This is a genomic window from Sinobaca sp. H24 (assembly GCF_023845525.1).
Genome location: NZ_JALBWT010000006.1, coordinates 150,314 through 163,368, shown reverse-complemented (window position 1 = coordinate 163,368; position 13,055 = coordinate 150,314). Strand labels below are relative to the sequence as shown.

Annotated in this window: 12 protein-coding genes and 1 tRNA gene; 10 read left to right on the top strand and 3 right to left on the bottom strand. The window is 48.6% G+C overall.

Annotation, left to right across the window (positions count from 1 at the left end; all coding sequences use genetic code 11):
- Positions 1-13 precede the first annotated feature (13 nt).
- The 5 genes from MMY81_RS34000 (at position 14) to MMY81_RS33985 (ending at position 5,108) form a co-directional block, all read left to right on the top strand.
- Positions 14-433 (top strand): M20 metallopeptidase family protein, encoded by a 420-nt coding sequence (locus MMY81_RS34000; RefSeq protein ID WP_308215302.1) that lies wholly within the window; start codon positions 14-16, stop codon positions 431-433.
- Entirely contained in the window at positions 414-950 is a 537-nt protein-coding gene (locus MMY81_RS33995; protein WP_308215301.1) for a M20 metallopeptidase family protein, read from the top strand. The genes MMY81_RS34000 and MMY81_RS33995 overlap by 20 nt, the downstream gene beginning before the upstream one ends.
- Positions 951-1,041: 91 nt before the next feature.
- Positions 1,042-1,236 (top strand): hypothetical protein, encoded by a 195-nt coding sequence (locus tag MMY81_RS33990; protein WP_308215300.1) that lies wholly within the window; start codon positions 1,042-1,044, stop codon positions 1,234-1,236.
- Positions 1,237-1,257: 21 nt separating this feature from the next.
- On the top strand, positions 1,258-2,556 hold the full coding sequence (locus MMY81_RS10880; protein ID WP_252312901.1) for an amidohydrolase: 1,299 nt from the start codon (positions 1,258-1,260) through the stop codon (positions 2,554-2,556).
- Positions 2,556-5,108 (top strand): M20 family metallo-hydrolase, encoded by a 2,553-nt coding sequence (locus MMY81_RS33985; protein ID WP_308215299.1) that lies wholly within the window; start codon positions 2,556-2,558, stop codon positions 5,106-5,108. Before MMY81_RS10880 ends, MMY81_RS33985 begins: the two co-directional genes overlap by 1 nt.
- A gap of 81 nt (positions 5,109-5,189) precedes the next feature.
- Here the strand turns inward: MMY81_RS33985 and MMY81_RS10870 are convergent.
- Positions 5,190-5,286: transfer RNA gene (locus MMY81_RS10870), tRNA-Sec, on the bottom strand.
- Positions 5,287-5,483: 197 nt separating this feature from the next.
- On the opposite strand from MMY81_RS10870, the gene selB reads away from it, so the two are divergent.
- Together selB and MMY81_RS10860 are read left to right on the top strand one after the other, a co-directional pair.
- Positions 5,484-7,385 (top strand): selenocysteine-specific translation elongation factor, encoded by a 1,902-nt coding sequence (selB, locus tag MMY81_RS10865; RefSeq protein WP_252312900.1) that lies wholly within the window; start codon positions 5,484-5,486, stop codon positions 7,383-7,385.
- On the top strand, positions 7,382-8,308 hold the full coding sequence (locus MMY81_RS10860) for a glycosyltransferase family 4 protein (RefSeq protein ID WP_252312899.1): 927 nt from the start codon (positions 7,382-7,384) through the stop codon (positions 8,306-8,308). Before selB ends, MMY81_RS10860 begins: the two co-directional genes overlap by 4 nt.
- 153 nt (positions 8,309-8,461) lie before the next feature.
- Here the strand turns inward: MMY81_RS10860 and MMY81_RS10855 are convergent, their stop codons facing one another.
- The gene (locus MMY81_RS10855) at positions 8,462-9,352 is read right to left on the bottom strand and encodes a selenium metabolism-associated LysR family transcriptional regulator (RefSeq protein WP_252312898.1); all 891 of its coding nucleotides are present in this window, start codon (positions 9,350-9,352) and stop codon (positions 8,462-8,464) included.
- Between the two features lie 127 nt (positions 9,353-9,479).
- Here MMY81_RS10855 and phnD point away from each other — a divergent pair, with 127 nt between their 5' ends.
- Genes phnD through phnC form a run of 3 tightly spaced genes read left to right on the top strand, consistent with a single transcriptional unit; the run spans position 9,480 to position 11,972 of the window.
- The gene (gene phnD, locus MMY81_RS10850) at positions 9,480-10,388 is read left to right on the top strand and encodes a phosphate/phosphite/phosphonate ABC transporter substrate-binding protein (protein ID WP_252312897.1); all 909 of its coding nucleotides are present in this window, start codon (positions 9,480-9,482) and stop codon (positions 10,386-10,388) included.
- 33 nt (positions 10,389-10,421) lie between these two features.
- Positions 10,422-11,183, top strand: a complete 762-nt coding sequence (phnE, locus tag MMY81_RS10845; protein ID WP_252312896.1) for a phosphonate ABC transporter, permease protein PhnE — start codon at positions 10,422-10,424, stop codon at positions 11,181-11,183.
- A gap of 15 nt (positions 11,184-11,198) precedes the next feature.
- Positions 11,199-11,972 carry a phosphonate ABC transporter ATP-binding protein gene (phnC, locus tag MMY81_RS10840; protein WP_252312895.1) on the top strand — a complete coding sequence of 258 codons (774 nt, stop codon included), beginning with the start codon at positions 11,199-11,201 and terminating at the stop codon, positions 11,970-11,972.
- A 20-nt stretch (positions 11,973-11,992) separates the two neighbouring features.
- On the opposite strand, the gene selD is transcribed toward phnC, so the two are convergent.
- Positions 11,993-13,045: a selenide, water dikinase SelD gene (selD, locus tag MMY81_RS10835; protein WP_252312894.1), complete on the bottom strand. Its 1,053-nt coding sequence runs from the start codon at positions 13,043-13,045 to the stop codon at positions 11,993-11,995.
- Between the last annotated feature and the right edge of the window lie 10 nt (positions 13,046-13,055).

Here is a 13,055-nt window from a genome sequence, read left to right as displayed (position 1 = left end):
AAAGGAGACGTTTATGCAGATTACACCTTTTAATGAAATAGAGAAAAAGAATGTATTAAATGAAGCTACAATCCTCCGCCGGGATTTTCACCAGCATCCTGAATTGAGCGGACAAGAATACAGAACATCAGAGAGTATAAAAGCCTTTTTAAAAGAGAATGGAATTGAATATATTCATGGCTATGCACAGACAGGGGTATTGGCTGTGATCAAAGGGGAAAGAGCAGGAGCAACGATAGCGCTTCGTGCTGATATAGACGCCCTGCCTATTCAGGAACAGGTAGAATCCGCATACAAATCCACAAAAGACAATGTGATGCACGCCTGCGGCCATGATGCGCATACCGCGATGATGCTCGTGACAGCCAAACAGCTTCACGATCACCGGGAGAATATAGAGGGTACTGTACTCTGTGTATTTCAAACCAGCTGAAGAAAATGCACCGACAGGAGGAGCGGCGGCTATGATGGAGGATGGCGTCTTTTCCCATTATCAGCCGGACGCTATCTTAGCCCAGCACGTCTGGCCTGATCTGCCTGTTGGAACATTCGGTATCCTCGAAGGTCCAATGATGGGTAACTCAGATAGATTTACGATTACAATAAAAGGTTCCGGCGGCCATGCGAGCATGCCTCATCAAACCAATGATGCGATTATTGCTGCCGGCCAGATGATAGCGCTCCTGCAGACGATTGTGAGCAGAAACGTCAATCCATTGGATTCAGCTGTTGTGACGATTGGAGAGCTTCATGCAGGAGAGCGTTATAATGTTATTGCGGGAAAGGCTGTCCTCGAAGGGACGGTGAGGACGTTCAGCCCGAAAGTAAAAGACCAGGTGAAAAAAAGAATGACCGAAATCATCTGCGGGCTGGAAGAGGTATTTAACCTTACAATTGATATGGAATACCTCGACGGTTACCCGGCCACTGTAAATGACGGGAATGGGTGAAAGTGATCCGCCAATCCGCGGATCATCTTTACGGAAAAGAATCCCTTCCCGAAATAGAGCCGAGTCTCGGGGAGAGGACTTCGCACGGTTTTTGCAGCAGTATCCAGGTGCTTACTACTGGCTTGGCACTGCTATACCGGAAAGAGAAGTCCAAAAACCTCTCCACGATCCATCTTTTGATATAAATGAAGAGGCCCTTTTGTACGGAGTGGAATTAATGACAGCTAATGCGCTGAATGGGCTGGCTCATCTGAACAAAGAAAAGGAGAGGCTGCAGAATGGCTGACACAATACCCGATGTAGAAAAATGGATAATGGAACACAGCACAATGCTAATGCCTGGCGTCAAACCAGGCATCAGCTTCCGGAAGTGGGCTGGACCGAAATTATGGCAACGTTTTCTATTGTAGAGCACTTGAAGTCTTTAAACGGTGACGTTTCATATGGCAAAACGTTCATAGATACCAAATCCAGGCAGGGCATGATTAATGAGCAGGAGTGGGACAGAGCAGCTGAACGTGCAGAAGAAAATGGCGTACCCGCTTCCTTTATTGCTGAATTAGAACAAGGGCATACAGGTGCTGTCATTCAATTTGATACCGGCCGGTCCGGTCCTCATGTAGCATACCGGGTTGATATAGACGCCCTGCCCATTAAAGAGTCCAAGGATGCAGCACATGAGCCGGTAAAAAACGAATTTCAGTCGCAGATTCCCGGTGCGATGCATGCCTGCGCCCATGACGGGCATACAGCCATTGGTTTAGGGATAGCGACATATATATCGGAGCATCTGCAAGATCTTATTGGTAGAATTACGGTGATTTTCCAGCCGGCAGAAGAAGGAAGCCGGGGGGCAAAAGCCGTTGTTAATAAGGGGTGGCTTGACGACGTTGATTATTTTCTCAGTGGCCATATTGGCATCGCTTCTCTTGCTGTCGGGGAAATTGCAGCAACCAGCAGTGAATTTTTGGCTACGACGAAATTTAATGTATCGTTCCATGGAACATCCGCCCATGCAGGAGCAAAGCCGGAGGAAGGATGCAATGCGCTTTTAGCAGCCGCTACAGCTGCGACTCAGCTTCATGCTGTACCGAGGCATTCCGCGGGAGCCTCCCGCATTAATGCAGGCTACCTGAACGCCGGATCCGGTCGTAATATTATTGCCGATACGGCAGAGCTTCATGGAGAGACCAGAGGCAGCACCACTGACATTAATGCGTTTATGATAAAAGAAGCGAGGCGGATTATTGAAGCTTCTGCACTGATGCATAACGTTGACTATCAGTTTACGATAGTCGGACAGGGAGAAGCGGCAGTGTGTGATGAGGAGTGGAAGCAATGGGTGCCGGCTGCTCTACAGAACAGCCGCCTGATTACGAATGTTCATGCGTCTATGGCTGTCGGAGCCTCGGAGGACGTTACGGTTATGATGAATCATGTACAAAAGCAAGGCGGAAAAGCAACGTATATGATATTTGGCACGCCGCTTAAAGCCGGACATCATCATCCGGCATTTGATTTTGACGAAAAAGTGCTGCAAACCGCTGCAGCTGCCTGTCTTCAGCCTTTAGTAACCCAAATATGGACAGCATCGGAGGAGAAGTAATGAAAGAATGGCTGTATCAACATTTACTTGAATTAAATACGACGGAAACGATGGAGCAGCCGGACGGCTTCACCCGGCTGGGCTATTCTGCTGAGGAAATGGAGGCGATGGATGCTTTTAAAAAAACAGCTTCCTCTCTGGATATGGAAATAGAGCGGGATGAGGCAGGAAATATACACGCCGTATGGAATCCGGAAAGCAGCGATAAGCCGCTGCTTGCGTTTGTATCGCATGTGGATACTGTAACAAACGGAGGAGGGTATGACGGGGTCGCCGGGGTGCTGTGCGGGCTCGGAGTAGTGAAAAGCCTTCAGGATGAAGGATTCAAGCCGGAACGTCCGATTGCAGTGATCTGTTTTGCTTCAGAGGAGTCTGACCGATTTGGTGTGTCAACACTTGGAAGCAAAGCGGCCGCCGGGAAACTGAATACGGAGGCGAAAGCATCACTAGCTGACTTATTAGATAAAGATGGAGTATCTATTCGGGAAGCCGTCGAAGCGACTGGTTTAAAATGGGACAACATGGAGCAGGCGGAAAAAAGCAATAGCCGCTATCACCGCGTGCTGGAACTGCATATTGAACAGGGCACGCAGATTGAAGAAGCGGGCAGGGAGGCAGCAGCAGTGGAGGCTATCGCCTGTCCCATCCGCTTAATTGTCACAATAAACGGAAAAAGCAGTCATACGGGCACGACCCCGATGCATAACAGAAAAGATGCTCTGCTCGCTGCCGCTCCAATCATCAGCTATACAGCAGCGAAAGCTGTTGAACTGGAAGCGGAAGCAGCTACTCCTTTAGTAGCCACCGTCAGTTCAATTGAATGCACGCCGAATTCGATGACGGTCATCCCGGGTTCCGTGGAACTGGGCATAGATATTCGAAGTGTCGACGATGCGTTGAAGCAGAAAATGGCGGACGGCATCCGTGGAAAATTAGTTAAAATGGAAGAGGAATTTGGCGTAGAAACCGAAGTACAGGAATTAGTGAATAATCCTTCCGTTTTTCTCGACAAGCAGGTCCATCAATCGCTTCGCGAATCAATCGAGGAAGCGGGCTTTCTTTCTTATTCTATGAACAGCGGCGCAGGACATGATATTATGAACATGTCAGCCAAATGGGCCTCGGGTCTTCTATTTATTCCATGCAGAGATGGAATAAGCCATCACCCGGCTGAACACGCAGACATAGAAGATTTAGAAAAGGGAGTTAAAATCATGACACATTATGCAAAAAAAAAGCAGGCGGATCGGACTGTGAAAATTAAAATTGGAACAGTCGGACCAGATGATTCAGTAAAGCTTCTTATGGATGAAGTAAAAAAATACGATGAATTTGAAGCGGTACCATTTTGCTACAAGCAGACAAAAGAAATTAATGAACTTCTTACAAAAGATCAGACAGATATCACATACTGGCTTTTCTCCGGACAGGCCCCTTATGATATGGCGGTTTCGAATCGCCTCGTAGACAGCAGAAATGCAGGCTTTCCTCCTTTATACGGGGCAAGCCTGTTGGGCCGTCTCGTCGAAGGGCAGTACCGGGAAAATAAATTATTCCAGTCCATCAGTCTGGACACGATTCAGGAGCAGGAAGTAAATGAGGTCAAAAAGGAATTTCTGCCTTCGGAGCTTACCGTCCATACGCTCTCCTACTCAGGATACAAGCCTTCTGAAGAAATTATTGCCTTCCACAAGCATCTCTATGAGCAGAATAAGATTGAAGCCGCATTCACCTGTATAAGAGAAGTATACATAGAGCTGCAGAAACAGGGGATTCCCTGTTTCAGAGTAACTCCTGCAAAATTATCGATTCAGCTGACGTTGAAATACATTAAAGAAAGAGCACAGTCGATGCTGTATCAAAAAGCGCAGATCGCCATTGTTGCGATTGAAGTGAGAGAACGAACAGACAAGAAGGAAGCTTCTTTTTATTCTATGAAAAGAAAATACCAGGAGCTGGATCTAAAGCGGTGGCTGCTGCATTATGCGGAAAAGGTCGGCGGTTCCTACATGCAGATTGGAGACGGAACCTTTTTTATTTATACGACCCGGGGAGAACTGGAGTGGTACGGGGACAAATTGTGGTTCCAATTCATGAAGGATGCAGAGGCTAACGCCAGTCTTCAAACCAATGTTGTAGTAGGATACGGTAAAACGGCAATGGAATCGGAAGGCAATGCTAGAAGTGCTTTGAAAGAGGCTCAGGAAAATAATAACGGTAGTATTATTCATGTAGATGAGGACAAAAGAAGAACCGAGCATCAGCCGGATGAAGAGGCTATATCCTATGACATGCGCAGGATAAACGAAGCCGGTTCTGCGGATATGGCGCTGAGTCCGGCGATGATCAATAAAGTCAATTCCCTGAGCCGCTACTATGGACAGGATCTCGTAACCGCCCAGGATATTTCACGCTGGCTGAACAGCTCGATCCGCAACGGCAACCGAATTCTGGCGAAGCTTGAAGAAATGAACATAGCCGAACGCACCGGCGGCGAACAGTCCGGACAAAGAGGCCGGCCGAGAAAAATTTACCGGTTGAATTTTAATTAGCAGCGATAAAAACCCTTCTAGTTTATAGAAGGGTTTTCGGGATGGTCGATATGCATTTATTTTTAATAAATGTTTTATGTATGGCGGGACTGTGTGGGAATCGAACCCACCGGAGACGACACGCGCCTCCCTGAAGGTTTTGAAGACCTCGGTAAGCACCAGCTACACAACCAGCCCCATCTGTTTTTATTGGTGCACTTCGCTATTCTACTATCCCGTTAAGGGAATTACAACTATTTAACCTAAAGGCTGAGTGTTACCCTAAAACAAGTCCGTTGAAGAAACAAGCAGGACTTGTTTTATTTGATTGGGAAGCCGCCGGGATAGTAAGATGGAACAGTAGAAAAGCGCCGGACGAGAGAGGCAGGGACCAGCATGGCAAAACGAATGCTTACAGTAGGAATGGCCGGGCATATTGACCACGGCAAAACAACGTTAACGAAAGCATTAACCAATATAGATACGGATAGACTGAAAGAAGAAAAGGATCGCAGCATATCGATTGAACCGGGGTTTGCCCCGCTTACCCTGCGGGAAGATATGGATGTCTCTATTATTGATGTGCCGGGGCACGAACGATTTATCCGGCAGATGATTGCCGGAGTCGCAGGAATTGATGGGGTGATCTTAACTGTTGCAGCCGATGAAGGCGTTATGCCGCAGACAAAAGAGCACCTGGAGATATTAACGCTTCTCGGCATTCCGGGGAGCGTCATTGCTGTAACAAAGGCAGATAAGGTGGATGAGGAACTGCTGGAGCTGGCTGGGGAAGATATCCGTGATGAAGTACAAGGTACGCCATTTGCCAACGCGGAAATGGTTTTTATAGACAGCCTGAGCGGACGAGGTCTGGACGAATTGAAACAGCAGCTGATTCATATGCTGGAAAAAGTACCGGACCGTGATCCCCGCGGCGCCTTTCGTCTGCCAATTGATAATGTATTCAGCGTGCACGGGCAGGGAACTGTCGTCAGAGGTACAGTATATGAAGGAAGTGTTGCAGAAGGAGAATCCCTGCAGCTTCTTCCTCAGCAGACATTCGTGAAAGTGCGGCAGCTTCAGGTTCATCATGAGCCGGTAAAGTCGGGAAGTGCCGGACAGAGACTTGCGCTCAACATCAGCGGCGTGTCGAAACAGGAGGTACACCGCGGTGACGTTCTTGTGGCTGCACAGCACTACACAACAACCGATCGGCTGGACGTTGTCCTGCACGGTGCGTCAGCTGCAGAATACGCTGTAAAACAGCGCAGCTACGTCATGCTTCATCTCGGTACGGCGGAAGTATATGGCAAAGTGATCTTCTTTGACCGAAATACGCTGGAACCCGGGTTTGATCAGGTGATCTGTCAGCTGGAGCTTGAAGAAAAAGTAGTTACGAAAAGAGGGGACGCCTTCATTCTGCGCCGCCCTTCCCCGGCAGAGACATTTGCCGGCGGCTGGGTGATTCAGGCCCAGGCGGACAAGCACCGCTTCGGCACGGATACCATACAAGCACTCGAGAAAATGATGGAGGACACTCCGGAGGAGCAGCTGTTGGAAGCGATCCGAATCCATGCATGGCTTACGAAAGAAGAGGCGGCCCTGCAGACGGGCCAGCCTGAAGAGGATATAGAAAAGCTGATTGAGCAGGGAATCCAAAGCGGCAGCCTTATATCGATGGGAAAACAAAAAGTAACGTCGCTGCAGGAACAGCAGAAGACGCTCGCTGTTATTAAAGAGCAGCTGGAGCAGTTTCATGCAGAGCATTCTCTGCGCTCTGGACAGAATCGTCAAGAAGTCATTCAATCCCATGTTTCGCATGGGATACCGAAAGAATTTACTGCCCAGTTGATCCAGCAGGCGCTCGATCATGGAGAACTTGTATCCCATCAGCAGTTTATTGCGCTGCCAGAGTTTTCTCCCGGCGCTCCAAAAGGCTGGGAACGAAGAATAGAAAATCTGCAGGAGCAGTGGCAGGCGGATGGCCTGCAGGTGAAAGGGTGGAACGAATATACGGAAGCAGCCGGGCTTCCTGAAGAAATCGGAAGAGAGCTGAAATGGTCTTTATTGGAACGGGGCCAGGCCGTCAAAATGGATGATGTCCATATTTGGCCAATAGATACGTTTAAAGAAAAGGCAGCTTCTTTAAAAGAAGCCTTTCCAGAATCGTTTACTTTGCAGCAGGCAAAAGAAGTACTGCCGCTCAGCCGCAAATACATGGTTCCATATCTGGAAGCGCTGGATGCAGCGGGATGGACAAAACGCCGGGATGACGTCAGGGAGTGGCTGGATAAATGACTTCCTTGCTGAATGTATTGTTTCTAACGCCTTATTATCACTCTAGACGCGGCAACGCAACAACCGCAAGAAGGCTGGAATCTTCCATGAAAAGAACAGGACAGCCGATCCAGATGTTTTCCTATGAAGAAGAGCCCGCAGCGAAAGGTATCGTCTTACTCGAACAGGCAGACGTTGTTCACGCGCTCCATATCCGCCGTACGTATGAATGGCTGCAGCAGGCAGAGACCGGCATCAGTGTGCCTTATGTGTTAACGAGCGGAGGTACGGATATTAACGTAGATATTCAGCAGAAGCAGCAGGCGGCTGATTTAGAAGCGTTTGTACGGCAGGCAGATAAAATAACCGTTTTCAGCCGTGATGGCGTAAACAAACTGGACCATGCCTACCCGGAGCTGAGCCGCAGTATACAAATCGTTCCTCAGGGGGTGGATCCTTCTGCAGCAGTCCATGATGAAAACCTTGTCCGCTGGCTGCAGGATCACAGCGGCACGCCGAATATTTTAATTCCGGCTGGATTAAGAAGCGTAAAGGATGTACTATTTGGGTTAAAAGTATTAGAAGAGCTGAGGGTCCGCTTTCCTGCGATTCAATTTTTAATCGTAGGAGAAGCAATGGAAGAGCAGGTCAAGCGTGAAGTAGTTCAGGCGGCTGCAGCAAGAAGCTGGATGCATTACCACGAAGGCGTGGAAATGGAAGCAATGCCTGCATTTTACGACTGGGCAGATGTGGTGATTAATACATCCTTGTCTGAGGGACAGCCGATGGCCGTGCTCGAAGCCATGATGCATAAGGTCCCTGTCCTTGCCAGACGCAATGGAGGAAATGAAAGTGTCATTCAGGATGGACGAAACGGCCTGTTATTTGAGATGAACGAACGTTTCATGCGCAGCTCGAACAGCTCCTCGACAACCCTGATCTGATCGTAAGGCTGACCCGGCAGGCAAAAACAGATGTATTGGATCGACATTCCAGCGACAAAGAAGCCTTGCAGTATCAGGCTATTTATAAAGAAATATCTAATAAAAAAAGGTAAAAAAACAGGCAGCCCCTTTAAAGGAGCTGCCTGTTTTTGTTCAAGTAGATGAGATAACCGGCGCCTGAAAGGAGCGGGCCAGTTCGGAAAAAGCATGAATCATCGGCTCCTCGGTCCGGTCGCTGAGAATAGAAAGGTGCAGGTGGCGGAATCCGGGAAGACGTCCTTTATTGACACAGCCTCTTGAAAGGGCAGAGGCAAGCGCGTACTCGGAAATAATACCGTACCCGATGCCGGACTGTACGAGGGACAGAACGCTCTCTGTATTCGGCACTACAGCCGCTGTCTCTAGGTCCAGCAATGATCCGCCCCACTGCTGCAGGCTCTGCTCTGCAGCCAGGTATGTGCCGGACCCTTTTTTCCGCTTAATAAAAGGATACCGGCTGATATCTGAAAAAGAACCTGCCGCTTCCACAGAAGAACCGGGCGGTCCGATCAGCGTCAGATGGTCTTTCCAGAGCGGAGTCGTCTGCACGCCGGGATGCTCAAAGGCCTGGCCGATGATAACGGCATCCACCTCCCGCTGTAAAAGCAGATCGGTGATCATACTTGAGTCATCCACCTGAAGGTAAAATTTAGTTCCTGGGAACTGGTCGTGGCATTTAGCGCACAGCCCCGGCAGGAAATAGGTCCCGGGCGTCGTACTAGCCCCTAATTTAAGTGTTTCTGCGTGGGGTTTGTTATTTTTATTAAACTGGCTGCGGAGCCTGTACCAGTCCTGGAGCCACTGCTCGGCCTGTGCATAAAGAGCGTCTCCTTCTGCTGTGAGCGTCACCGTTTTTCGTTCTATTAATAACACCTCTAGTTCACGTTCCAGGTGCTGTAAGTACTTCGTTACCGTAGACTGGGATATGTCGAGCTCACGGGCGGCGATCGAAAAGCTTCGGGCCCGCGCCAGCACAACAAATACATGAAGCCATTTTTCATTCATCAGCGCATCCTCCATAGGGGCGTTTGTCTTTACTTTTATCATAATCAATGATAGCTTATTAACGCAAACACATTCAAAATTCGCATACTTCTTATTACATATTGGAAAAACGGGGGAGAAAAGAAAAATGAAAAAATGGCTGACAGCAGTATCCGCAGGAAGCGTTCTTGTACTAGGCGCGTGCGGCGGTGGAGAAGAATCAGGAGACGGGGAAGAGACCCAGGATACCCTGGAAGTTGCGGTTATTCCGGCCCAGTCATCCGGTGAAATGGAAAGCGGCGTTCAAAGCCTTGAAGACACATTAAATGAGAGCCTGGATCAGGACGTTACAGTAGAGACATACCCAAACTACAATGCGGTAGTAGAAGCATTGAACTATGGAGAGCTTGATCTTGCCTACCTTGGACCGCTTACCTATGTGGTGGCTCACGAAGAAAGCGGTGCGGAAGCTATTTTAACGCAGGAGATTGACGGAGAGCCTTACTACTATTCCTACATTATTACACACGTCGACCAGCCGTGGGAATCAATAGATGAGATGCTCGAAGACAGCGAAGAAGTGGACTTCGCGTTCGGCAGTATTTCTTCTACTTCCGGCTCCCTTATTCCAGGACTGGAGCTTCGCGAGCGGGGCGTATTTGAATCAGAAGAAGATAATGAGTTTGCATCTGTCCGTTATACCGGGTCTCATGACGTAACAGCCCAGGTGGTTCAGTCCCAGGATGTGGATGCCGGAGCGATTGATAGTGCCATTTATAACGAGTTGGTTGAAGAAGGTGCTATTGATGAAAGCCAGATTAAAACAATATGGGAATCCGATCAGCTGTATCAGTACCCTTGGGCTGTACCGGAGGATATGGATGAGGATTTAAAAGCCGATATTCAAGAAGCATTCATTAATATTGAAGACGAAGAAATACTCAATGTGTTCGGAGGCGCTTCCGCCTTTGTAGAAACCGATCACAGCTACTATGAAGACGTAACGCGTGCCGCGGAAGATTTCGGCATGCTCGACATGGACGCGATTGAGGACTAGAACGTCTGCTTTAGATAAAAAGGGGTTCATTACATGATTTGGTTTCGAAAAAGGCTTATTATTTATACCGTTATTCTAATTATTGCCACATGGTGGGCCATAGGGAAAACCGAATTTGAATGGGGGAATTTTGCGAACTTCGCCAATGCCTTTGCTTTTATCGGCGATCGCTTTCTTCCATTGGACTGGGAGATTCTTCCCTCACTGGTTGACCCGATGCTCGTCACTCTGGCGATTGCATTTTTAGGTACATTTTTTGCGCTGCTGGTGGCACTGCCGCTTGCCTTTGCATCAGCAAAAAATACGAGCCGCAGTCCAGTATTTTACTATATTAACCGCTTTTTTCTTTCCGGTCTCCGTTCGGTGCCGGAAATTGTTTTCGGACTTATCTTTGTGGTGGTGCTGGGTCTCGGTCCGTTCCCCGCTGTATTTGCGATTTTTCTTCACAACATCGGCGTATTAGGGAAATTGATCTCCGAGCTCATTGAAGCGTCAGACAGAGGGCCGCAGGAAGCGATGGAATCGGTCGGCTCCTCCAGAAAAGTCGGCAATCTGTTTGCGATTATTCCGCAGATATGGCCCAACATACTGTCCCAGTATTTTTACCGGTTTGAAGTGGCGATCCGTACGTCGCTCGTGCTTGGATTTATCGGAGGCGGAGGCATTGGCCAGCGTTTAATTAATGATTTTGAAAGCTTTAATTATCCAGCTGTTGGTGTAATCGTACTCAGCATAATGGCAATGGTTATTTTAGTAGACCTATTTGGTGCTTTTGTACGGAAGCGCGTAATCTAGAGAGGAGAGGACAGCATGATTGAATTAAAAGATGTTTCGGTTCAATACACGAAAAGCGGGGAACCTGCGTTGAAGAAGCTGAATCTCTCTTTAGAGCGCGGTGAATTTGTCAGTGTGCTGGGGCCGAGCGGTGCCGGGAAATCTACAATGATCCGTACGATTAACGCCCTGCAGCCTGTAACAGGTGGGGAAGTACTGATTGACGGTAAATCTCTCTCTGGTTTTTCGAAACGGGAGCAGAGGGAATGGCGCAGCCGGGCCGGCATGATTTTTCAGCATTTTCATCTTATTCCAAGGCTTACGGTTAAACAAAATGTACTATCGGGCTTATTTGGAAAAAAAGCGCCCTGGGCCAATCTAGGGGGCGTATTCTCCAAAGACGAAAAAAAGCAGGCCGCTGTGGTAATTGAACAGGTTGGTCTCAAAGGAATGGAAGACCGCAGGATAGAGCAGCTGAGCGGCGGACAGAAGCAGCGTGTCGGCGTGGCAAGAGCCCTGATCCAGGATCCTGACGTCTTTTTGGGAGATGAGCCGGTGGCAAGTCTTGACCCGGGAACCTCCCGGTCGATTTTCTCTCTCATTGAAGAGGTGCACAAACGAAATAATCTGGTTACAATGATTAATGTTCATGACATTGAGCTGGCTCGAATATATTCCGACCGGATCATCGGTTTGTCCGAAGGAGAAGTAGTGTTCGACGGTACACCAAACCGGCTCGATGACAGCATTATTGAACGAATTTACGGAAAAAACATGATGGCAGAAAAAAAGACGCAGACCGTTTATTAACGGAATGCGTCTTTTTGCTATTAATCGATTTCCAGGTAGTAATCAGATTTTTCTTCTACTTCTCCAATAATAGCCGCTTCTTTAATGCCGGCTGCATGAAGATCATTTACATAGTTTTCTGCCTGTTCCGGCGATACAGCAGCAAGCAGACCTCCTGAAGTAATGGCATCACATAGAACCTGCTGCATGACGGCTGTTACATCGTCTGCACGATGGATGTGATCGATCAGGTAGGACTCATTGGATTTAGAGCCGCCTGGAATGATGCCTTTCTCAGCGAGCTCATACGAACCTTCCAAAAGAGGAATTTGGTTCGAGTGAAAACGGAACGTCACTTCACTGGCCGATGCCATTTCATAGGAGTGACCGAGCAGCCCGAAGCCGGTAACGTCGGTTACAGCGTGCGGCTCATACGCGTGAAGCAGTTCCGCTGCTTCTTTGTTTAAAGAAGCCATTACCTTCGTGACTGCGGCTTCCTGTTCTTTTGTAACGGCCTGTCGTTTAATTCCGGTCGTCATGATGCCGACACCGAGTGGTTTAGTAAGCACGAGCACATCGCCGGGCTTGGCGCCTTTGTTGGCCCAGAATTTTTCCGGATGCACAATACCAGTGGCGGCAAGGCCGAACTTTGGCTCATCGTCGTCAATCGAGTGACCGCCGACGATAGTGGCTCCTGATTCTCTAACTTTGTCGGCAGCGCCTTTCATAATACCGGCGAGAACATGATCAGGCAGTTTCTTAATCGGGAACCCAACAATGTTTAACACCGTTTTCGGGGTTCCGCCCATTGCGTAGATATCGCTCAGAGCGTTCGCTGCGGCGATCTGTCCGAATTCGTAAGGATCATCGACAATCGGCGTGAAATAGTCAACGGACTGCACAAGCGCGATGTCATCCGTCAGCTTGTAAACGCCTCCGTCATCCGATGTATCTGTCCCTACGAGAAGGGCAGGATCGGGGGCGGTTTTTGGTATATGACGCAAAACTTGCGCCAGGTCCTCAGGACCTATTTTGCAGCCTCAACCAGCTTTCGAGGAAAGCGTCGTCAGGCGTATTTGCTCTTCTTTTGTCATTCTCGAACCC